Genomic DNA, 21,038 nt, shown 5'->3' on the forward strand with positions numbered 1-21,038 from the left:
ACTCAACGACCGCCCCCGTATGACCCTGGGCTGGGCCACCCCAGGTGAGAAGATGACCCAGCTCCTGAGTGTTGCAACCACCAGTTGAGCCCGCCGAGAGAACGGAGACTGTCCAAGATCTGGTTGGTCAGCACCCGTGTTGCGCGGGTGCTGGGGTGTTGCGCGCGCCGCTGCGAGGATGATCCCGCCGCACCGCTATCGGTGCGGCGGGATCACGCGGTCAGTGGCAGGCGACGGTGCCGCTGTCGTTGTAGGTCTGCCCGGCGACCGGCACGAACTGCCAGTCGTAGCTGCCGGAGTGCAGGGTGAACTTCAGGACCCCGAAAGCCGAGCTGTTGCGGGCCTCGCTGTTGGGCTGGATGGTGCCGAAGCCGTAGTGGTCGGCGCCACCCATGCCGGCCACGAAGCTGCGCATCCCCCGGCTGGCGTCGTACCCGCCGGCGGGGTTCATCGGGCCGAACCGCTCGTACACGTGGTTGTGGCCCCAGACCACGACGTCGGCGTTGTAGTCGTAGAGCGCCTGATACAGCGGGCGCGTCGACGTCGACGGCGCGTGGTCGGAGCTGGACGTGAACAGCGGGTGGTGCCAGTACGCAAGCGTGCAGGGTCTACCGCTGGCCGCCAGGTCCGCCCGCAGCCACTGCTCCTGCGTCGACCCGGCCGACATGCTGACGTTGGAGTTCAGCGACACGATGTGCCAGTTGCCGAGGTCGTAGGAGTAGTACCCGCGACCGCTCGGGCCGGCGGACGTGCCGAAGTAGGTGTAGTAGCCGGTGGCGCCGGACGTGTTGTAGTCGTGGTTGCCCGGTGACGGTCGGGTACGCGCCTTGTGTCGGCCCCAGGTGGGCTCGTAGTAGCTGGCGAACTGCGAAGCGGTGCCGCTGTCGTACACGTTGTCGCCGGTGGTGAAGACGGTGCCGGAGATGCCGTCGAGCAGCGCGGCGGTGGCGGTGTCACCGGAGCCGGAGGTGGCGATGTCACCGGCGCCGACGAGGACCGGATCGCCCGACGGCGGTGTCGTGGTGCCGGTCGTGACCACCAGCTGCGGGGCGTCGCCTCCGCTCTCCCGCGTGTCGTAGTAGGCGCCGTCGCCGCTGGTGGAGGTCGCGCCGAAGCTGTACGTCCCGTTGCCGGTGACGGCGGAGGTGACGTCGACCTCGTACCAGGTGTTGCCGGCGACCGCGCCCAGCGACCCGAGGGTGGTGCCGTCGATCGTCGGCTGGTTGTTCCAGGTGGTGGCGGTCTCCGACCAGGTCGTGTTGGACATCTTCCGGAATGTGCCACCGGCGTCGCTGCCGTTGTTGCCGCTGATCGTGCGCAGCCGAAGCTTGGCGCTTGTCACAGTGCCGCTGACGCCGCTCACCGTGAAACGCAGGAACATCCGCCGCGCTGGTGAGTTGTCGACCACGACCTGCGTGGACGTGCCGTAGTTGGTGGACGCCGTGTCGCTCTGGACGTAGGTGTCGGCGACAGGCGTGAACGTCACGCTCGCCGCGGAGGCCGCGCCCGAGCCGGTCAGGACGACGGCGGCGGTGGCGGCGACGAGCACCGCGACCGTCCCGATCGTGACCGGTGGGCGGGCGATTCGAATGTCCATCCAGGACCCCTTCGTTGCGGGTGGAAAGCGCAAGGAATGTCGGAAGGTCGATGAACCGGCGGAATGCCGCCAGGTGAACAGTACGCTCAGGCAGCGAAACAGTTCGATATTTGTCCGATGTTCACCCACCGCATGCCTTGACGTCCCCCGAGGTCCCTTGTGGCCTCCCGATCGGCTCGTCACGATGGCTGACCGTCGCCACCGACGCAGAGGAGATGCGCGTGTACCTGTCGACCGTCTCCCGGCCGACCGCCGACCCACCCGACGCCGGGCCGCGACGCCGACGGCTGGCGCTGGTCAGCGGCAACGTGCTCGCGCTCGGCACGGTCAGCCTGATCACCGACATCTCGGCCGAGATGGTGGCCGCCGTCCTGCCGCTCTACCTGGTGCTGGGCCTGCAACTCAGCCCGGTGGCCTTCGGCGTGCTCGACGGGGTGCACACCGGCGCCACCGCGCTGCTGCGGGTCGTCGGGGGCTTCGTCGCCGACCGGTTCCGGCGGCGCAAACTGGTCGCCGGCGTCGGTTACGCGCTCTCGGCCGTCGCCAAGCTCGGCCTGCTGCTGGCCGGCCGGTCGGTGCCCGCGATCGGCGCGGTCATCGCCGTCGACCGGCTCGGCAAGGGTGTCCGCAGCGCGCCCCGCGACGCGCTCATCACGCTCTCCAGCCCGCCGGAAGCCCTGGGGCGGGCGTTCGGGGTGCACCGGGCCATGGACAGCGTCGGCGCGTTCCTCGGCCCGCTCGCCGCGTTCGCCGTCCTGCTCGTCGTCGGGCAGTCGTACGACGCGGTGTTCGTCACCAGCTTCTGCGTCGCCGTCCTGGCCGTCGTCGTGCTCGTGCTGTTCGTCCGCGAGCAGCCGACCGCCGGGCCGGCCACCGACCCGACAGTCGACCCGGCCGCCGAATCGACCGCCGGGCCGGCCACCGACCCGACAGTCGACCCGGCCGCCGCACGGACCACCGGGCCGGCCACCGACCCGACCGCAGGGCCGGACGATCCCCGGGTCTCCGTCCGCGAGGCGTTCGGCCTGTTGCGCAGCCGGCCCGTCCGTCGGCTGCTGGCGGCCGCGACGATGCTCGGACTGGCCACCATCGGCGACGGGTTCGTCTATCTGGTGCTGCAACGCCGGGAGGACCTCGGTCTGCGGTGGTTCCCCCTGCTGGCGGTGGGCACCAGCCTGGCCTACCTGGTGCTCGCCGCGCCCCTCGGTGTGCTCGCCGACCGGATCGGGCGGCTACCTGTGGTGGTCGGCGGCTACGTGGCCCTCGGCGTGACCTACCTGCTGCTGTCCGGCCCGGTGCACGGCTGGCCGGCGCTCGCGCTGACGCTGGTGCTGTACGGCGCGTTCTACGCGGCCACCGACGGTGTGCTCATCGCGCTCGCCGGACCGGTGCTGCCACCACGGTTGCGGACCACCGGGATCGCGCTGGTCCAGACCGGGCAGGCGCTGGCGTACCTCGTCTCGTCGATCCTGTTCGGTCTGGCCTGGCAGGCGTGGGGGCCGCAGACGGCGGTCCGGGCGGCGGCCGTGGCCGTCGTCGGCGTCCTCGTCGTGACAGTGCTCCTGCTCGCCGTCCCGTCCCGCCCGCTTCCCCGGAAGGTGTCCCCATGACCGCGTTGTCGACCCGGGCGAAGCTCGGCGTGGTGGCCGCCAGCGCGGTGCTGTTGGCAAGCGTGGCGGCCGGCTACGCGGCCATCGCCGCCGAGCCGACCCGGACGCCGCCGCCGGCCGCCGCCGCGGGGGACCAGGCGGTCACACTCGCGCCGGGCCCGCGCCTGCTGGCCATCACCGACCGGTACGTCTCCAGCGTCGCGACCGCCGATCCCGCCGGGCCGCGTACCGTCTCGGGTCTGGAATGCCTGCGGGTGTACGCCGCCGGCGGCACCGGTGTCTGCCTGAAGCCGGAGACCGCGTGGTCGTACCGGGTCGTGGTGCTCGACGCGGCCCTGCGCCAGAAGCGGTCCCTCAGCGTGCCCGGGCTGCCCAACCGGGCCCGGGTGTCGGCCTCCGGCCGGATGGTCTCCTGGACGACGTTCGTCGGCGGCGACTCCTACACGGCGAGCGGCTTCTCCACCCGCACCGGGATCCTCGACACCGTCACCGGCGCCACCGTCTCGTCGCTGGAGGAGTTCGCCATCACGCGCGACGGGCGCGGCTACCGCAGCCCCGACGTCAACTACTGGGGCGTCACCTTCACCGCCGACGACAACGCCTTCTACGCGACCATGGCCACCGGCGGCCGGCGTTACCTCGTGCGCGGCGACGTGGCCGCCCGGACCGTCGAGACGATGCGGACGAACGTGGAATGCCCGTCGCTGTCACCCGACGGCACCCGGATCGCCTTCAAGGAGGCGATCGACGCCGACCCGACGAGGGGCTGGCGACTGTCGGTCCTCGACCTGGCATCCGGGCGGGTCACCGCGACGGCGGAGACCACGAGCGTCGACGACCAGGCCGCCTGGCTCGACGACGCCACGCTGGCCTACACGCTGCGCCAGAGCGACGGTCGGCCCGACGTCTTCAGCGTCCCCGCCGACGGGTCCGGTACGCCGAAACTGCTGATCCCTGGCGCCGAGTCGCCGTCGCCGCTGACCTGACGGGTCCGCCGCCCCGGCGACCGGTACACCTGACCGCCTTGCGGCGGTCAACGTCCCGTCATGTCGGCTTCCGCGCCGCAGCGTCTGCCGTTCATCGACGGCCCCGAAGGTACGGACCATGACAAGGCTGAGCCGCCGCATTTTCGTCCTCAGTGGACTCACTGCCGCCGGTGCCGCGATGGCACCCTGGCAGGGTGCCCGCGCCGCCGTGCCGTACCCCTTCAAACTCGGCGTGGCGTCCGGTGATCCGGCGTCCGACAGCGTGGTCCTGTGGACGCGGCTGGCACCCTCGCCGCTGAACGCCGACGGGCAGGGCGGCATGGCCAACGCCGACGTGACTGTCGAGTGGCAGGTGTCCACGACCGACCGCTTCTCGTCGCTTGTCGCGTCCGGCTCGGTGGCCGCCCGCTACGCCGACGCCCACTCGGTGCACGTCGTCGCGGGCGGCCTCGCCGCCGACTCCGACTACTACTACCGGTTCCGGGCGCAGGGACAGATCTCTCCGGTGGGACGCACCCGGACCACTCCGGCCCCGGGCACCTTCGGCCGCGACCTGGTCATGGCCTTCGCGTCCTGCGCCAACTACGAGGCCGGCTACTACACGGCGTACCGGCGGATGGCCGAGGAGAACCCCGGGCTGATCCTGCACCTCGGCGACTACATCTACGAGGGCGGCGTCAACACCTCCGCCGTGCGCCAGCACGTGGGTAACGAGATCGTGTCCCTGGCCGACTACCGCCGCCGGTACGCCCTCTACAAGTCCGATCCGGACCTGCAGGCGGCGCACGCGGCCGCACCCTGGTTGGTCGTGCCGGACGACCACGAGGTGGAGAACAACTACGCCAACATGGTCCGCGCCGACAGCAGCCCGACGCTGACCGCGGCCCAGTGGACCGCCCGACGCACCGCCGCGTACCGGGCCTACTACGAGAACATGCCGCTGCGGCCGGCCTCCGCGCCGAACGGCAACAGCATCCCGCTGTACCGCCGCGTCCGGTGGGGGCAGCTCGCCACGTTCCACATGCTCGACACCCGGCAGTTCCGCGACGACCAGGCGTGCGGTGACGGCTGGAAGGTCTGCGCGGACGCGGACCTGGCCTCCCGGTCGCTGACCGGCGCGACCCAGGAGGCGTGGCTGCTGGACGGTCTGGCCCAGCACTACGGCACCTGGGACATCCTCGGTCAGCAGGTGTTCTTCGCCCGCCAGTACGAGGCGAGCGGGGCGGCGAGCATGGACGCCTGGGACGGCTACCGGGCGTCGCGCAGCCGCGTCCAGAACGGCTGGCAGCAGCGTGGGGTACGCAACCCGCTCGTGCTCACCGGGGACGTGCACAGGTCGTGGGCCAACGAGCTGAAGGCCGACTACGCCAACCCGTCGTCCGCCACGATCGGCACCGAGCTGGTCTGCACCTCGATCACCTCGACCGGCAACGGCACCGGCAGCACCACCATCCCGAACGCGGCCACCAACCCGCATCTGAAGTTCTACTCCGACCGGCGCGGCTACGTCCGTACCACGATCGGTCGCAGCCAGGTCCGCGCGGACTTCCGCGCGGTCAACACGGTGACCGAGCACGACGCGCCCGCATCGACGGTGCGCTCGTTCGTCATCCTCGACGGCCAGCCCGGCCTGCAGGCCGGGTAGAAGGAGCACCCCCATGACCGCACTCACGACACTGCTCGCCGCGTCCCTGCTGGCTCCGACAGTCGTGGCGCCGGCACCGACCGCCATGACCGCCGAGGCGGTCACCTGGATGGCCGCCAACAGCGTGGCGGCCGGCGACCAGGACCTGCCCGCCATCGCCATGAACCGCAACGGTCAGGTCGCGGTGGCCTGGGAGGACGACCGGGACAGCACCGTGCCCGAGGACGACACCCACAGCGAGATCTACCTGCGCCTGTTCCGCGACGGCACACCCGGCTACGAGCTGAAGCTCTCGACCGGCGGTACCAGCGGAGCCGCCTGGCGGCACATCAGCCCCGACGTGGGGCTCGACGACCGGGGCAACGCCGTGGTCGTCTGGGCCGCCGACGGCGACGGCAACGGCGTCTACAACATCCAGTACCGCGTGGTGTCGCCGACCGGCGCGATCCTCGGCTCGGGGCAGGCCAACACCAGCGACGCAGGGCAGCAGATCTGGCCGAAGGTGGCGGTCGACCCCGACGGCGCGCCCACCACCGCCGCCGTCGGCTTCACCGCCGTCTGGGAGGACGTGCAGGGGGCCGCTCCGGCCACCGTCAAGGCCGCCGGCTTCACCGCCCCCACCACCAAGGGGTACGAGGTGACGGCCTCGCAGACGACCGGCTCGCACCACCGGCCCGACGTGGCGGTGTCCGCCTCCGGCGAGGCGCTGGTGGTCTGGGACGAGGACGCCGATGCCAACGGCTCGTACAACATCGGTCTGACCCGGCTGGCCCGGTCCACCGGCGCTGTGGTGCTGTCCCGGCGTACGGCCAACGCGCAGAGCGGCGGGCAGCAGCAGCGGGCGTCGGTCGCGACGACCTTCGCCGGTGACTTCACCGTCGGTTGGGAGTCGGACCACACCGGCACCCGGGGCGTGTGGGCGCGCTCGTTCACCGCCGACGGCGTCGCTCGGCACGGCGAGGTCCAGGTGTCCAGCGGGACCGGGGCCGTCGCGCCCGGGGTCGGCATCGACGACGAGGACAACGTGGTGGTGGGCTGGACGGTGTCCGGCGCCAACCCGGACGTCTGGGCACGCGGCCTCAACCCGGACGGCACCTCCAGCGGTCGGCTTCCGGCCCAGGCGCTGAGCCAGACCACCACCGGTCGGCAGGAACAGCTCGCCGTCGCGGCGTCCCCGTGGGGCGAGGTGAGCCTCTGCTACACCGACGACAGCGACGGCAACCTCTTCGACCAGGTGCTCCTCGGCCTCGGGGCGACGAACTCCACCTGGCTGATGACCGCCGACGAACTGCGCCGGCGCAAGGAACGGGCGGCCACCGTACCGGCGCGCTGAACCGAGGAGAGGGTGCACGGGCCGCGTCTGAACGTCGAGGCGCGGCCCGTAAGCCGTGTGGCGTCAGCCGAAGAGCAGGTCGAGGTGGGCGTCCAGGGCTGCCAACGCCTGCTCGGCGGTGTACTGGCCACCGAGCAGGTAGACGCCCAGTCCCTCCATCAGCGCGAGTAGTCCCGTGGCGGCGGCGTCGCCCCGGTCGTCCGGCAGCAGGCTGGCGATGAACCCGGTGAGCTGCGTGGTGTCCTCGCGCAGGCTGGGCGCGGCCGATGGTCGTACCGCCGTGTAGGCGAGGAAGGCGAGCGCGACCCGACCGTCGTCGCGGGTGTGCTCGTCAAGAGGCAGGAGCGCGATGATCATCGTGCGCAGCAGCAGCCGGGGGGAGGGGTTCTCGCCCAGTCCCGTCACCGCGTCGGTGACCCGGATCTGGCTGCGCTCGCGGACCACGCTCAGCGCGAACGCCATCATCTCGTCCTTGGTGCGGAAGTAGTGCTGGACCATCCCGGCGGACACGCCCGCCGCGCCTGCCACGTGGCGGAGGCTGACCGCCTCCAGGCCCTGGTCCGCGGCGACCCGCATCAACGCGTCCGCGATGAGGGTGCGTCGCTGCTGGTGATCGACCTTCTTGGGCATGACCTCGATCGTTTCACAGTGCGCGGTCGGCAGACCCCGCCGACGTGCGGCCCTCGCTGCGGGCGGTGTCGCCCCGGGCGCTGCGCAGTAGGCCGTCGGGGTCGTCGGCGTACAGCCGCAGCTCGTCCATCGGCGCGGACCGGCCCGACGGCAGGTCGAAGGTCGTCGGGCGGCGCAGCAGGACGTCGACGCTCGTCTGACTGCCGACCGAGAGGTGCAGGACCGTACGGTCACCCTCCCGCTCCACCTGGACGGACCTGCTGGAGGGCAGTGAGCGGTGGCGCTTGCGTAGCGCCTCGACGTCGGTCCACGGGATCCAGATGTCGATGCCCGAGTTGACCCGCACCCGCAGACCGCTGTCACCCACGACGTGGGGATGGATGGTCATGCTGGCGAAGAGGCCGACCATCCAGAGCAGACCCCAGATGCCGAGGCCGAGCACGATCCAGCGGGCCGGTCGCCACGGCACCACGTGGGTGACGATCAGGTCGAAGATCGGGATCTCGACGACCGACAGGCCGATGAAGATGCCGAGGATCGGCTTGACCACGCCGAGGTAGCCGAACGCCTCGTCGCCGGGCGCCAGCGGTAGGGGGCGGCGCCGCGCCCACAGGTAGAGGCTGCGCCACATCGCGGCCTCGGCCACGGCCGCCCGGCGCACCAGCGGCCCCACCGTCGCTCTGGTCGACGGCCTCGTGTCGGTCATCGTCGTCGCCTCGATCTCTTTTGCAATGCAACTGCATTGCGTCCCACGCTACCGCCTTTCCGATGCGACTGCAATGTCACCCGTGTGGGCGGCAGGTGCTCGTGGCGTTGTCGGCGTCTGCCATGCTCGGGCGGGTGACGACCGGCAGCCCCTCCCGAGCCCGCAGCCACCGCCGCATCCGCCGCCGCCCGGCACTCCTCGTCCTTCTCGCGCTCGTCGCGGCGATGGCCGTTGTCGGCGTCGCCGTGGTCGTCGTGCCGTTGCTGCGGCCCGCGGGTCCCCGTCCGCTCTTCCAGATGCCTGTCGCCTGTGGGGAGACGTGGCAGCTCAGCACCTACCCCGGTCACGACGACTTCGACGTCGACCTGTTCCCCATCGAGGGCGAGGCGTGGGGGCGTCCCGTGCTCGCGTCCTTCGGCGGCACGGTCACCGTGGCGGGCATCAACGGTTCGCTGGGTGGTCGTACGCCGGAGAATCCGGAGGGCCCGCGCGGACGCGGCGGCGGCTACTGGGTGAAGATCGATCACGGTGGCAAGTGGGAGACGCAGTACCTGCACATGCTCGAACCGCCGCTGGTCGAGGTCGGTCAGAGGGTCGCCCAGGGCGAGCAGATCGGTCGGCTCGGCAGCACCGGCGACTCGGGGGCTCCGCACCTGCACTACGAGCAGCGACGCGGCTGGGAGAAGGTGGAAACCTATTTCGGCGGTACGCCGTCGGGCATCACCTCCGACGAACGCGAACAGATCCTGCGACGGGTGAGCGACAACTGCCCGGCCGTCTCCTGAGGACCGCGGTTTTGCCCACCACGACTCGGGGCACTGCACTGGTGACAGTCCAGACGCAGGGGAGGAGCGGGCGATGGCCAAGGGTGACGTCGACACGTACCAGGAAGACGGGCAGTGGAAGAACCGTCCGGAGGGCAACGACCGGGCCAGCAGCACCCATGACTCCAAGGCCGACGCGCAGGCGCAGGGTCGCGAGATGGCGGCCGACCGGGGCGTCGAGCACGTGATCAAGAAGCAGGACGGCACGATCGGTGAGAAGAACACGTACCCGCGCAGCCGCGACCCACGGGACATTGCGGGCTGACCGTCGCACCACCTGCGGACCGACCTCTTCGGGGTGACCGAGGAGGTCGGTCCCTCTTTTTTCGTTTATTGGTTGCAGTGACATATGGGTGTTTTAGAGGGATATAGTCCATTTCGAGACTGGAGTGAACGCTGGGAGTGGACATGACGTTTCGGGGGCGGCGTCGTCCGGTCACCGCCGCGGCTCTGGTGGTCGTGGTGACCGCGGGAGCCCTCGTGCTCGCACCGCCGTCCGCCTCGGCGGCCGGCTCGGTTCTGTTCGACCAGCCGTTTCACAACAACACCGCGAACGGCATCGGCCCCGTGACGGTGCCAGGCGTTCCCACCCCCACTGCCACCAACGCCGCCTGCCTGAGCGCGGCCGGCAACTCGACAAGCGGCCCGCTGCTGAGTTGCACCACGTCCACCGACCCGCAGGGGGCGGGCAAGCTGCGCCTCACCCCGGCCACCGCCACCCGGCAGGGCGGCGTGTTCGGCGCGGTGAGCGTGCCCACTTCGCAGGGCCTGCACGTCTCCTTCAACACCTACCAGTACGGCGGCATCAGCACGGGAGCTGACGGCCTGGCGTTCGCGCTGGCAGCCGTCGATCCGGCGAACCCCCTGTCCCCGGCGGTCATCGGACAACCGGGCGGGTCCCTCGGCTACTCGGCGGCGTTCAACGGCGGCTCCGTGGGTCTGTCCAACGGCTACCTGGGCGTCGGGCTGGACGTCTTCGGCAACTTCAGCAACAGCCTCTACCAGGGTTCCGGCTGCACGAATCCGCCGTACATCTCCACCACCAACACCCGGGTGCCGGGCCAGGTCGTGATCCGTGGACCGGGACGCAACGGCGTCGGGTACTGCGCCATCAACAGCACCGCGACCACCACCTCGTCGCCCGCGCTGACGCTGCGCGCCACCACCCGCGCCGCCTCGGTGGTGCCTGTCGAGGTGGTCGTCAACACCACCTCGTCCCCGTACACGACAGACACCGGGATCACCGTGCCGGCAGGCGAGTACCGGGTCCGGTTCACCCCGGTCGGGGGATCGGCGCGGACCCTGGCCGGCAGCCTCCCGGTCGTCTCGCCGGGCCTGTACCCGTCACCGACCTGGCTGAACGCCAGCGGCTTCCCCCGGCAACTCGCCTTCGGCTGGGTGGGCTCGACCGGCTCGGTCACCGACTTCCACGAGGTCGACAACGCCCGCGCGGTCACCTTCAACCCGGTGCCGGACCTGAACGTGTCGCAGACCAGCTCGGTCGGGCCCACCCCGCAGCCCGGGGATCCCGTCACCTACTCGATCACCGCGGGGGTCGACGCCGGAGCCACCGAGACGGCCTCCATCTCGGTCACCCAGACCGTGCCCGCCGGTGTCGTGCCGCGCGGCGCGTTCGGCTCCGGCTGGGTCTGCGCCGCGCCGGCCGGGCGGACCATCAGCTGCACCAACAGCAACGGCCCGTTCCCCGGCGGAACGTCGCTGCCGCCGATCACCGTCGTGGCGACAGTGACCGGTACCGGCGTGACGCCCGCACTGATCCAGACGGCCACGGTGGCGACCTCGTCGTCGATCGACGCCAACCCGGGCTACTCCTCCGTCACCACGCCCGTCGCGCCGGCCACCGCGCCCAGCGGCGTGACCGTCGCCCCCGCGCAGAGCTCGATCGCCGGGGGCATCGCGGTCACCGTCGGCGGAAGCGACCTCGCCGCGGCGACCGCGATCACCATCGGTACGACCGCCGAACAGCAGGCCGGTACGTCGGTGCTGCTGCTGCCGTGCACGTCCGGCCCGGCCGCCGGCTGCTTCACAGTGAATTCCGACGGCACCCTCGGCATCTCCTCCATGCCCGCCCGGTCCAGCGCCGCCACCGTCACGGTCAGCGTCGTCACCCGCGGCGCCGCGGGATCAGCCAGCTACGTCTACGCGTCCGCGCCCGGCACGCCGGCCACCCCCACGGCGGTCGCGGGCAGCACCAGCGCCACCGTGAGCTGGACCGCGCCGGCGAGCAACGGAAGCCCGATCACGACGTACCTGATCACCCCGATCCGGGACGGCGTCACCCAGGCGACCCTCTCCTTCGACGCCTCCACGACCAGCCGCACGCTGACCGGGCTGACCGCCGGCTCCTCGTACGCCTTCCGGGTGGCGGCGGTGAACGCGTACGGCACCGGCGCGGCCAGCCCGGCCTCGGCGGCGGTCGTCCCGTACACGTTGCCGGGCATTCCGACGATCACCTCGGCCACCGCGGGGACCACCGCGGCCACGCTGAGCTGGACGGCCCCGGCCAACGGAAGTTCACCGATCACCGGCTACACAGTGACGCCGTACCTCGGCGGCGTGGCGCAGACGCCGCAGACCTTCGTCGGGACCGCCACGACCCGGATCGTCACCGGGCTGACCGGCGGCGCCACGTACACCTTCCGGGTGGCCGCCAGCAACGCCGCGGGCACCGGCGGGCAGTCGGCCCCCTCCGCGTCGGTGACTGTCAACCCGCCACCGACGCTCACCTTCGCGCCGCCCCCGCCGGGCAAGGCGTACGTCCCGTACCAGTACCAGCTCACGGAGGCCGGCGGAACGAGCCCCTTCTCCTGGTCGGTAAGCGCCGGGAGCCTGCCCGCCGGGCTGACCCTCGACCCGGTCAGCGGCCTGCTGTCCGGCACACCCACCGCGTCCGGGACGTTCTCGTTCACCGTGCGGGTGACCGACTCGTACGACGAGTCGGCCACCCAACCGGTCGATTTGGTCATCAGCCCGCTCGGCGGGCTCTCCATCAGCGTCCCGGCGATCACCTCACTCGGCACCGTCACCTCGGACGCGACAGGCGTCTCGGGTCAGCTCGGCCCGGTGACCGTGACCGACGACCGCGGTCCCTTCTCCGGACGGTGGGTCAGCGTCGTCTCGACCACGAACTTCACCACGGGCTCCGGTTCGGGTGGCGAGACCATCCCGAACAGCAACGTCACGTACGCCTCCGGGGCGGCCCTCGCCACGACCGGCGACGGAGTCTTCCTCCCGCAGCCCGGCGCGGTGCTGGACACGCCGCGCACGGCCGCCGGGTGGTCCGGCCAGACCGGTGATCCGAACTCCGCCACCTGGAACCCGACGCTGCTGGTGACGCTCCCGCCCGGGCTGGTGGTCGGCGACTACACGGCGGTCGTGACGCACTCGGTCATCTAGGTTCTACCCGTCGCCGGGAGCCAGGAGCCGCGGCCCGGAATCCCCACGGCCCGGAAAACGCCGCAGCCACGAGCCACGGTCCGGGGAACGCCACTGCCCGGCCGCTTCCGGGAGGAAGGGCCGGGCAGTCGCCTTCAGGGCGGGCTCTCAGGCCAGTCGCGTCCGCTGTCGCCGCACGAGGTACCAGCCGCCGGCGGTGATCAGCGCCAGCAGGGCGATCCCGCCGCCCGCGTAGGGCAGCCAGCCGGGTCCGGCGGATGTCGAGACGGCCATCGGCGCCGCGACGGGCAGGACGATCGTTCCGGTCGCGGTGCGTTCCACTGTGCCGCTGGCGAGCTGAGCCCGCACGTCCCAGGTCCCCGCGGGAAGGGCCTGGTCGACTTCGACCCGGACCTGACCGGTGTCACCGGGCAGGATCGTCACGCCGTTGGTCACCTTGAACGGACCGGCCCGCACCGCCGCCTTACTCAACGTCACGGTCCCGGTCATGTCCACCGCGCGTCGACCGGTGTTGGTGACCCGCGCGGTGACCACGGGAAACTCGCGGGGACCGGGCTCGGCGGCGAGCCCGTCGATGCGAAAGTCCGTCGGCGGCTCGCCGCCGGGGCCGATGTCGAGGTAGACCCGGATGCCCACCCGGTGAATCTGGGTGACGTTGCCGGTGCCCTTCTTCGCGCTGGTGACCTGCGCCCAGATCGCCGCGTACCGTTCGCCCTCGGAGGCCTTGCGCGGTACGGCGATCTCGACCACGACCGGCTGCCGTTCGCCCGGGTCCAGCTCGATCCGAGCGGTCTCCAGTCGAATCCAACCACTGAGCTCGTTGCCCGTACGCCCGTCGGGCACGGTGAAGGCGTTGTTCTCGATCGACGCGCCGCCGGAGTAGAACTCGATCTTCTGCGACTCGTCGGAGGTGTTCCGCACCTCGACCCGCCGCTTGATCGTCATCCCCGGCGTCAGGTGGTCCACGATGTAGACCTGGGCGCGCGGGTCCTGCACCCGGCTCGCGGGGATGTCCAGCATGCGGATGCTGATGGAGGCGTCGTCGGCGGGCTCGTGTTGCTGCCCCCGCGCGGCAACGACTGGCGCCGCCGACACCCCGAGCGCCACGAGGGCGACGGAGGCCAGCAGCGCCAGCCGGCCGAGCGGCTCAGAACACCGAATGTGTCACCGTCCCGGTGTAGACACCCTGCACGGTGCCGATCGGCACGTTCACCACCAGCGTGGGGTTCCAGGTGGCGAAGTTGTTGCCCGTTCCGCCGCTGTGGCTCATTGCCGTCCGGGGGACGTTGATGATCACCTGTTGGGCCGAAGTGGGTTGACCCGGCGTGAAGGTGCCGCCGCCGGCGGTGGCCGTCGCGGGGCCCGACCAGTACAGGACGTTGATGCTCGGGATCGTCTCCCCGGAGGTGCCGCCGCCGGTGGTGAAGTCGGTGGAGACGACGGTGGCGGTCCAGTTGGGGGTGAGCGATCCGCGCTGGTCCAGCACGGTGACCGGGCCGAGCTGTCCGGAGATGCTCGAGCCCTCCACACCGTGCCCGATGTTCGCCGTTGCCGGCACCGTGATCGAGAGACCACCTGCGGCGTCGACGGTGAGGGTCACGATCGTGTCGCCGGTGGTGTCCGCGACGGCCGGCCCGGCGAGAGCGAGGGCGGCGGCAATGCCGACCGCGCCCGCGAGAAGTTTTCTGCGCATCGAGTCTCCTTCGTCCTGAATCGCCCATGAGATGCGGTTCAAAGCGTATCTGCGCATAAACCTATGAAACCGGCAAAAGCCTCAAAATTCCCCGTAGCGGTCAGGCCGGCACCACGTACGGGAAGGCGGCGGCGCGGGCGGCCTTTGTGACGTCGGGCGTGAGGCCCGAGGTGGTCCCGGTGTTGAGGATCAGGGAGAACATCACCTCGGGTGCGTTGTCGGCCATGGTGCGGCCGTTGTGCACCGCGAAGCCGTAGTTGGCGGCCGTGCCGACCGTGTACGACAGCACGTCGGGGTAGAGCGTCCGGGCGACGCTCCAGCCGTACGCCTGCGGGTCCGGTGCGGTGCCGTTCGCCGCGACGACTCCGGCGACCGCACTGGCGATCTCCTCCCCGTCCTCGGGGAGGTCCTGGCGGGGGTGCCGGAAGTTCGCCGGGTCCGAGAAGTCGGTGTCGTGTGGCCAGAAGATGGGCCACATCATGGGGTGGCCCGCGCGGTTGATCTGCCGCCACCCGCCCGCGTCGGTGGCCAGCAGGGTCCGACACCAGACGCCGATCTCGGTGCCCTCGCGCAGCAGCGGCTCGTCGTGGGAAACCTCCAGCACGATCGACTCGACTGTGGTGCCGGCGAAGCTGTTCTTGGCCTGGTCGGCCCGCCACGCCGAGCGGTCCACCTTCGCGCCGTTCTTGACCGCTCCGTTGATCGTGGCGAGCTCGTCGAGGTCGATGTAGAACGGGTCGGTGATCCGGCCGGCCCAGATCCGGACGCGCTGCCCCGTCGTCATCTCGCCGGTCCTGCCCTGGGCGATGGGAGTGCCCATGGCGGCGTCGTCACGGGCGTCCGCGCCGGTGAGTTCGTACAGCTCCAGGGTCTGCGTGGCGTTGCCGTCCTGCTCACCGAAGGCGAATCGGTAGGTCAACTCCTCCTGGTCCGAGCCGTTGAAGTGAATCTTGAACTCGTAGCGGGCCTCGGCGTGGAAGCCGCGCTTGATGTCGGCCTTGGTCACCGAGCTGTTGACGTCCATGACGAACACCGTGGCGCGGTCGCCGTTGAAGACGTACAGGTCGTCGATGTAGAGCTGACCGCCCTGGGCGGCGAGGGGGGTGTCGAGATGGTGCGACATGGGCTCACTCCCGTAACGGCTGTATCCGGATTAAACCGAACATAGCGGGCGTAAAGCGGTCGCCCACTTCATCGGCCGAATCTGGCTCCCCGGGGTGCGCGGTCGTCGCACGCGACGGCGGGCCGTCCGAGGCTGGTCTCGGACGGCCCGTTCGCTCGCGGTGGCCTCCTCAGAAGCGGGACCACTTCTGGTTGGCCGCGCCGAGGCAGTCCCACAGGTGCAGCTTGCCGCCGTTGTTGGGGTTGGCGTCCCGCACGTCCACGCACCTGTTGGCGCTGAGATTGACCAGGTCGCCCGCGCTGTTGAGGGTGAAGCGCTGGGCCGGATTGCCGTTGCAGCTCACCAGGTTGACCTCGGTGCCGTTGGCGGTGCCGGCCCAGGCCGGGTCCATGCACTTGCCCATCGCGCGGACGGTGCCGTCGGAGGCGAACGTCCACGCCTGCGCCGCGGTCGTGTTGCAGTCCCAGATCTGCAGCTTGGCGCCCTCGACCGGGTTGGCGCTCGGGATGTCGACGCAGCGCCCGCTCTGCACCCCCCTGATCCGGGTGGTGCCGGGCGTCGGGTCGCCGCCGCCGGAGGTGTAGCTCGACACCCGGACGTAGTCGACAAGCATCTGCTGGGGGAACTGGGTGGACCCGTCCGGATAGCCGGGCCAGTTACCGCCGACCGCCACGTTGAGGATCATGAAGAACGGGTGGTCGAACACCCACCGGTTGCCGCCGAGCCGGGCGGGGTCGACCCGGTGGTACTGCACCCCGTCCAGGTACCAGGTGATCGCGTTCGGCTCCCAGTCCACGCGATAGTCGTGGAAGCCGTCGGCGAGCGGACCGCCGATGCTCCGGCTGCCGGTGATGCCGCCGCTGCCCGAGTAGCCGGGCCCGTGCACCGTGCCGTAGACGGTGTTCGGCTCCCGGCCGATGTTCTCCATGACGTCGATCTCGCCGGCGTCGGGCCACCCGCCGCCGGTGCCGAGCATCCAGAACGCCGGCCAGATGCCCTGGCCGCGGGGGATCTTGATGCGGGCCTCGAAGCGGCCGTACGCCTGGGTGAAGGTCGCCGCCGTCAGCAGCCGTGCCGAGGTGTACTCGCAGCGACCGTAGTGGCACTGGTAGTTGGCCGGGTTCTCCCTGCGGGCGGTGATGACGAGGTTGCCCTGGCCGTCGTGCACCGCGTTGCTGGTGCTGTTGGTGTAGTACTGCCGCTCGTTGTTGCCCCAGCCGCCACCGCCGGTGTCGAAGCGCCATCTGCCCTGGTCGACAGGTGTGCCGGCCGGGGCGTTGAACTCGTCCTGCCAGGTGATCGGGCCGATGGCGGCCTCGGCCCGGTCGGACTGGCCCGGAAGGGTGAGGGAGGCGAGGGTGGTGACGAGGGCGACCGCGGCGAGGGCGAAGGGCCGCAGGCGTGGTGCGGGACGGGTTGTGAACACGGGAGGCTCCTCAGCGAGCAGGTGGCGGAGGTGGCGGCGCCGGAGAGCAAGAGAGCGCTCTCTATAACGAAGCATGTCGATTTAACGGCTTTCTGTCAAGAGTGTTTCCAATGCCGCGACGGTCCGTTACCGCCAGAACACATCCCTCGATAGCTGTCGAATCGACCCTTCCTATTGCCGTGGAGCGTCCACGCGGGACAGGATGACGAGGTTCGCAGGAAACCTCCCCGTAACCTGCGTGCCGCTGGTCTCTGTCACAAGGAAGTGGGAGTCAGTCATGAGCGACGCGTCGACGGCGCTGGGTGTGCGCCTCTACCCGGATCTGGTCGAGCGGGGTGGCCTGGCCCCCGCGCTCATCGAGACCGCTGCCCACCACCAGCTCGACATCGGGCGGGTGACCGCCCCCGAGCAGGGGCGCAGTCGGTTCACCTGCGCCGAGCTGCACTCCGACCAGGGTGTCGTCTGCGTCGGGCTGGGCTCGCAGGCCCGGTACTTCATGCTCGACCTGCGGTCCGCGGGGGAGGTTCTGGCGCGTGGCGACTGCATGGACCTCGTCCAGGTCGCCCAGGTGGCCGCGGCCTGGCGGGCCGGGCTGACGCTCGCCGAGCTGACCGCCCGCTTCGCGTTCATGGAGGAGATCAAGCAACGCCCCGCGTCGGTGGCGCAGACCGTCTAGCCCACGGGCACGCCACCAGGGCAGGCAGCCTGGTTGGCGGGCGCGGCGCAGGCCGTCTGCCCAAGAGGGCGTGTCAGCACCGCAGCCGAGGCGGCAGCGGTAGTTCGGCGCTGGCCTCCCGGTCGAGGTAGGACGCCTCGACGAAGGCGAGGAAGCGTTCCGCGTCGGAGGCGTTGGAGGCCAGGCCGAACGAGACCCGGACCGCGCCGCCGGTCGGCAACCGCAGCGCGCCGAGATAGTCGTCGATCGTGTCGACCCGGGCGAGCAGCCCGCGCCGCAACGAGGTCCCGCTGATCTCGAACGCGCCCTCACCGGCGCCCGGATTGCAGAAGCAGCCGGTCCGCAGTGAGAAGCCTGCCGCCGCGGACTCCCGCGCGACCAACCGCTCGTCGACCGGGGAGCCGTCCGGGCGCAGGAGGTTGAACGTCACGGTGCCGCCCCTACCCACGCCCGTCGTCGGCCCGTACACCCGCACCAACGGTTCGCCGGTGCGGTGCCGCAGCGCGGTCAGACGGCCCAACAGCCACTCGGTGAGCAGACCGACCCGGGTGTGCACGAGGTCCACGCCTATCGAGTCGAGCCACCGCAGCCCGAACTCCACGTCCGGGATGCTCAGGAAGTTGAGCGTGCCGTCCTCGAAGGCCGACTCGTCGTCCATCGAGCGGTACCAGTCGCCCTGCACGCTCACCGCGCGGATGGTGCCGCCGGCGAACCACGGCCGCCGCAGCCGGGCCAGCGCGTCGCGGCGGGCCAGCAGCGCGCCGATCCCGGTCGGGTAGCCGAAGAGCTTGTACCAGCTCAGGCAGACGAAGTCGGGTCGGACAAAGCGCAGATCCAGCCGATTCGTCGCGGCGAACGCGGCGGCGTCCAGCAGCACGTCGTAGCCGTGCCGGTGGGCCAGCTCGACCCAGTCCAGCGGGTGCTGCACGCCGGAGAAGTTGCTCTGCGCCGGGTACGCGAACAGGCCACGGCGACCGGAGGGCCCCCGCCGCCCGGCGTCGAGCACCGTGACCAGGTCGGACTCGGCGACCCGCAGCTCCGGCCCGCTCAGCGGCACGTACCGCACCGGGGCGCCGGCCGCCCGGGCGTACTCCCGGATGCCGTTCACCGAGTTGTGGTTGTCCCAGGTCAGCGCGAACGACAGGTCCTGGCCGAAGTCGTACGCCTCGCCGACCAGTCGACAGGCGCCGCTGGCGTTAGGGGTGAAGACCACCGCGTACTCGGCCGGGTCGGCGTGGAAGAAGTCGAGCACCGCCCGCCGGGTCGACTCCACCAGCGACCCGGCCGCCGCGCTTGTGGGGCTCTCCGAGTGCGGGTTGCCGTAGAGGCTCGCCAGCAGTCGGTCGTGGTGCGCCCGCACCTGAGCCTGCGCGGTCACGCCGCTGCCTGCGTAGTCGAGGTAGACCTGGCCGTGCCGGTCGAGGTGCCGGTACTCGGTGGCCCGCAGCTCGTCGATCCGGACGGTGTCGGCGTACCCGGGCAGGGCCGCCGGGGTCTGCTCAGGACGCACGGCGGGCCTCCCGACCCAGCAGCACCACCCAGGTCACGGCGAGGAAGAGCAGCACGAACCCGCCGAGCACCAGCCAGTCGACCCAGACCGGCCGGGAGAAGCTGTCGTCGTACGTCTGCAGCAGCGGCGGGCCGAGCGGCGAGCCACCGTCGCGCCACAGCCGCTCCACGCCGGCGGTGTGCCCCAACCCCTCGAACGCCCACCTGTTCGACATCGCGTAGCTGAGCCACCGGCCACCGGCCGCCATGGCCGGCACCGGCAGGATCGCCCCGACGAACAGCACCTGCGGGAAGCACAGCATTGGCAGCATGAGCGTCGCCTGGGCGGCGTCGGAGACGGCCGCCGAGCAGAGCAGGCCGAGCGCGAGCGCGGCCGCCGAGGAGAGCAGCAGGGTCGCGTACAGGGCGGCGAAGTCGCCGCCGCCGACCGGTGGCAGCCGGTCCATGCCGCGCAGCACCCCGAGCAGGGCCAGGTCCACCAGCGCGAGCAGCGGCAGCAGCACCGCGACCTTCGCCAGCAGGTACGGGAGCAGCCGGACACCCGCCAGCCGCTCCCGACGCAGGATCGGCAACTCCGTGCAGATCTGGAGCAGCCCGTAGGTCAAACCGAAGAAGAAGCCGCCGAACGCGATCCAGAAAAGGATCATGACGGTGACGGTCGGGCGGGGGTCGGCCGGGTCGAAGGCGCCGGGGCGGAACAGCAGCGCGAACATGCCGAGCACCATGAGCGGCGAGCCGAGCAGGATCGCCAGCGTGAGCCGGTTGCGGGCGACGATCTCGGCGTTGCGTCCGGCGAGCACCAGCCACTGACGCAACCGACCGACCCGCCGCGCAGTCCCGCCCAGACCGTCGGTCGGGCCCGGAGCATTCCCGTCCGGGCGGGGGCGAGCGGCGGAGGACGGGCCGGGCGGGGCGGGGTCGACGTCGGCGACGGCCGGTTCCGCATCGCGGTACGCGGCGAAGCGCTCGGGCCACCCGGCCGGGTCGGACTCCTCGTCGAGTCGCAGGTGCACCTCGGCGAGGGAGCGCAGGCCGAAGAACTCCCGGGCGGCGGCGGGCGTGCCGACGTACGCCAACCGGCCCTGGCGGGTCAGCACGACGACGCGGTCGCAACGGTCGACGTCGATGACCTGGTGGGTGGTGAGCACGACTGTGGTCCCGGCGTCGGCGAGGGTGCGCAGCACCCGGAGCAGGTCCACGGCGATCGCCGGGTCCAGCCCGGAGGTGGGCTCGTCGAGGAAGAACACGCCGGGTCGGGTCAGTAGCTCGACGGCGATGCTGGCGCGTTTGCGCTCGCCGCCGCTGAGGCGGCCCACGGGCACGTCGGCCCGCTCGCTGAGCCGCAGGTCGGCGAGGACCTGGGCCACCCGACGCGACGCCTCGACCGCGCCGGTTCCGGAGGGCAGCCGCAGCCGGGCCGCGTAGCGCAGGGTGCGGGCCAGCGGTAGCTCGTGGTGGATGATGTCGTCCTGCGGGACGAAGCCGACCGCGTGGGGCGCGGCGCTGCCGTCGTACGCCACGGTGCCCGCCGCCGGTCGGCGGACCCCGGCCAGCGTCTCCAGCAGGGTGGTCTTGCCGGCGCCGCTGACCCCGATGATCGCGACCAGCTCGCCCGGCGCGACGGTCAGCGAGATGTCGTCCAGGATGCGGCGTCCACCTCGGACACTCTGGCCCACGCCGTCGGCCACGATGGCGACGCCGGTACGCGATGGTGCGGCGGTCTGCTCGGTCGTCATGTCCAAGGTGCCCGATCCGGTCGGTGACATTGGTGCGCCTGACATCGTGCCTCGCCGATGCTACGTCGGAGCGGGGGCGCCGCCCGGCCCCCCGATCACGACGTGCGACCGTTGCCGGGCGACCAGC

17 protein-coding genes are annotated in these 21,038 nt (G+C 71.2%); 8 read left to right on the top strand and 9 right to left on the bottom strand.

The genetic code is table 11. The features are described 5' to 3' along the window. Positions 1-220: 220 nt before the first annotated feature. Positions 221-1,597: a DNRLRE domain-containing protein gene (locus tag AB0K10_RS28295; RefSeq protein ID WP_363688434.1), complete on the bottom strand. Its 1,377-nt coding sequence runs from the start codon at positions 1,595-1,597 to the stop codon at positions 221-223. 221 nt (positions 1,598-1,818) lie between these two features. On the opposite strand from AB0K10_RS28295, the gene AB0K10_RS28300 reads away from it, so the two are divergent. From AB0K10_RS28300 to AB0K10_RS28315, 4 genes are all read left to right on the top strand, one after another. Next, entirely contained in the window at positions 1,819-3,207 is a 1,389-nt protein-coding gene (locus tag AB0K10_RS28300; RefSeq protein WP_363688436.1) for an MFS transporter, read from the top strand. Then, positions 3,204-4,193, top strand: coding sequence for a hypothetical protein (locus AB0K10_RS28305; RefSeq protein WP_363688438.1), 990 nt, complete (start codon positions 3,204-3,206; stop codon positions 4,191-4,193). Before AB0K10_RS28300 ends, AB0K10_RS28305 begins: the two co-directional genes overlap by 4 nt. A 118-nt stretch (positions 4,194-4,311) precedes the next feature. Next, positions 4,312-5,838 carry an alkaline phosphatase D family protein gene (locus tag AB0K10_RS28310; RefSeq protein ID WP_363688440.1) on the top strand — a complete coding sequence of 509 codons (1,527 nt, stop codon included), beginning with the start codon at positions 4,312-4,314 and terminating at the stop codon, positions 5,836-5,838. A gap of 13 nt (positions 5,839-5,851) precedes the next feature. Next, positions 5,852-7,171, top strand: coding sequence for a hypothetical protein (locus AB0K10_RS28315; protein WP_363688442.1), 1,320 nt, complete (start codon positions 5,852-5,854; stop codon positions 7,169-7,171). A 63-nt stretch (positions 7,172-7,234) separates the two neighbouring features. Here AB0K10_RS28315 and AB0K10_RS28320 read toward each other — a convergent pair whose 3' ends face one another. Together AB0K10_RS28320 and AB0K10_RS28325 are read right to left on the bottom strand one after the other, a co-directional pair. Beyond that, a complete protein-coding gene (locus tag AB0K10_RS28320; RefSeq protein WP_363688444.1) occupies positions 7,235-7,801 on the bottom strand; it encodes a TetR/AcrR family transcriptional regulator in 567 nt (188 codons plus the stop codon). A gap of 13 nt (positions 7,802-7,814) precedes the next feature. Further along, positions 7,815-8,507: a hypothetical protein gene (locus AB0K10_RS28325; RefSeq protein WP_363688446.1), complete on the bottom strand. Its 693-nt coding sequence runs from the start codon at positions 8,505-8,507 to the stop codon at positions 7,815-7,817. Positions 8,508-8,629: 122 nt separating this feature from the next. Between AB0K10_RS28325 and AB0K10_RS28330 the strand changes: the two genes are divergently transcribed. From AB0K10_RS28330 to AB0K10_RS28340, 3 genes are all read left to right on the top strand, one after another. Then, complete coding sequence (locus AB0K10_RS28330; RefSeq protein ID WP_363688654.1) at positions 8,630-9,292, top strand: M23 family metallopeptidase; 663 nt, start codon at positions 8,630-8,632, stop codon at positions 9,290-9,292. Between the two features lie 73 nt (positions 9,293-9,365). Continuing rightward, positions 9,366-9,596 (top strand): DUF2188 domain-containing protein, encoded by a 231-nt coding sequence (locus tag AB0K10_RS28335; protein ID WP_358111871.1) that lies wholly within the window; start codon positions 9,366-9,368, stop codon positions 9,594-9,596. Between the two features lie 143 nt (positions 9,597-9,739). Further along, positions 9,740-12,748 (top strand): fibronectin type III domain-containing protein, encoded by a 3,009-nt coding sequence (locus AB0K10_RS28340; protein WP_363688448.1) that lies wholly within the window; start codon positions 9,740-9,742, stop codon positions 12,746-12,748. A 147-nt stretch (positions 12,749-12,895) separates the two neighbouring features. On the opposite strand, the gene AB0K10_RS28345 is transcribed toward AB0K10_RS28340, so the two are convergent. From AB0K10_RS28345 to AB0K10_RS28360, 4 genes are all read right to left on the bottom strand, one after another. Next, entirely contained in the window at positions 12,896-13,855 is a 960-nt protein-coding gene (locus AB0K10_RS28345) for a hypothetical protein (RefSeq protein WP_363688450.1), read from the bottom strand. 40 nt (positions 13,856-13,895) lie between these two features. Beyond that, the gene (locus AB0K10_RS28350; protein WP_363688452.1) at positions 13,896-14,441 is read right to left on the bottom strand and encodes a hypothetical protein; all 546 of its coding nucleotides are present in this window, start codon (positions 14,439-14,441) and stop codon (positions 13,896-13,898) included. Between the two features lie 100 nt (positions 14,442-14,541). Continuing rightward, positions 14,542-15,564 carry a DUF4331 family protein gene (locus AB0K10_RS28355; protein ID WP_363688454.1) on the bottom strand — a complete coding sequence of 341 codons (1,023 nt, stop codon included), beginning with the start codon at positions 15,562-15,564 and terminating at the stop codon, positions 14,542-14,544. Between the two features lie 169 nt (positions 15,565-15,733). Next, positions 15,734-16,990, bottom strand: coding sequence for a family 16 glycosylhydrolase (locus AB0K10_RS28360; RefSeq protein ID WP_363688456.1), 1,257 nt, complete (start codon positions 16,988-16,990; stop codon positions 15,734-15,736). 277 nt (positions 16,991-17,267) lie between these two features. Here AB0K10_RS28360 and AB0K10_RS28365 point away from each other — a divergent pair, with 277 nt between their 5' ends. Beyond that, a complete protein-coding gene (locus AB0K10_RS28365) occupies positions 17,268-17,666 on the top strand; it encodes a hypothetical protein (RefSeq protein ID WP_363688458.1) in 399 nt (132 codons plus the stop codon). A gap of 73 nt (positions 17,667-17,739) precedes the next feature. On the opposite strand, the gene AB0K10_RS28370 is transcribed toward AB0K10_RS28365, so the two are convergent. Both AB0K10_RS28370 and AB0K10_RS28375 read right to left on the bottom strand, forming a co-directional pair. Next, a complete protein-coding gene (locus AB0K10_RS28370; RefSeq protein ID WP_363688460.1) occupies positions 17,740-19,176 on the bottom strand; it encodes an aminotransferase class V-fold PLP-dependent enzyme in 1,437 nt (478 codons plus the stop codon). Next, positions 19,166-20,911, bottom strand: a complete 1,746-nt coding sequence (locus AB0K10_RS28375; protein WP_363688462.1) for an ATP-binding cassette domain-containing protein — start codon at positions 20,909-20,911, stop codon at positions 19,166-19,168. The genes AB0K10_RS28370 and AB0K10_RS28375 overlap by 11 nt, the downstream gene beginning before the upstream one ends. Positions 20,912-21,038: the final 127 nt, after the last annotated feature.

Source organism: Micromonospora sp. NPDC049274 (genome assembly GCF_040678875.1).
Taxonomy (GTDB): domain Bacteria; phylum Actinomycetota; class Actinomycetes; order Mycobacteriales; family Micromonosporaceae; genus Micromonospora.

Bases quoted from the DNA above. Each gene is read 5' to 3' on its own strand.
- AB0K10_RS28295 (WP_363688434.1), bottom strand. From the start codon at position 1,597: ATGGACATTCGAATCGCCCGCCCACCGGTCACGATCGGGACGGTCGCG.
- AB0K10_RS28305 (WP_363688438.1), top strand. From the start codon at position 3,204: ATGACCGCGTTGTCGACCCGGGCGAAGCTCGGCGTGGTGGCCGCCAGC.
- AB0K10_RS28310 (WP_363688440.1), top strand. From the start codon at position 4,312: ATGACAAGGCTGAGCCGCCGCATTTTCGTCCTCAGTGGACTCACTGCC.
- AB0K10_RS28315 (WP_363688442.1), top strand. From the start codon at position 5,852: ATGACCGCACTCACGACACTGCTCGCCGCGTCCCTGCTGGCTCCGACA.
- AB0K10_RS28320 (WP_363688444.1), bottom strand. From the start codon at position 7,801: ATGCCCAAGAAGGTCGATCACCAGCAGCGACGCACCCTCATCGCGGAC.
- AB0K10_RS28325 (WP_363688446.1), bottom strand. From the start codon at position 8,507: ATGACCGACACGAGGCCGTCGACCAGAGCGACGGTGGGGCCGCTGGTG.
- AB0K10_RS28330 (WP_363688654.1), top strand. From the start codon at position 8,630: ATGCTCGGGCGGGTGACGACCGGCAGCCCCTCCCGAGCCCGCAGCCAC.
- AB0K10_RS28335 (WP_358111871.1), top strand. From the start codon at position 9,366: ATGGCCAAGGGTGACGTCGACACGTACCAGGAAGACGGGCAGTGGAAG.
- AB0K10_RS28340 (WP_363688448.1), top strand. From the start codon at position 9,740: ATGACGTTTCGGGGGCGGCGTCGTCCGGTCACCGCCGCGGCTCTGGTG.
- AB0K10_RS28350 (WP_363688452.1), bottom strand. From the start codon at position 14,441: ATGCGCAGAAAACTTCTCGCGGGCGCGGTCGGCATTGCCGCCGCCCTC.
- AB0K10_RS28355 (WP_363688454.1), bottom strand. From the start codon at position 15,564: ATGTCGCACCATCTCGACACCCCCCTCGCCGCCCAGGGCGGTCAGCTC.
- AB0K10_RS28365 (WP_363688458.1), top strand. From the start codon at position 17,268: ATGAGCGACGCGTCGACGGCGCTGGGTGTGCGCCTCTACCCGGATCTG.
- AB0K10_RS28375 (WP_363688462.1), bottom strand. From the start codon at position 20,911: ATGACGACCGAGCAGACCGCCGCACCATCGCGTACCGGCGTCGCCATC.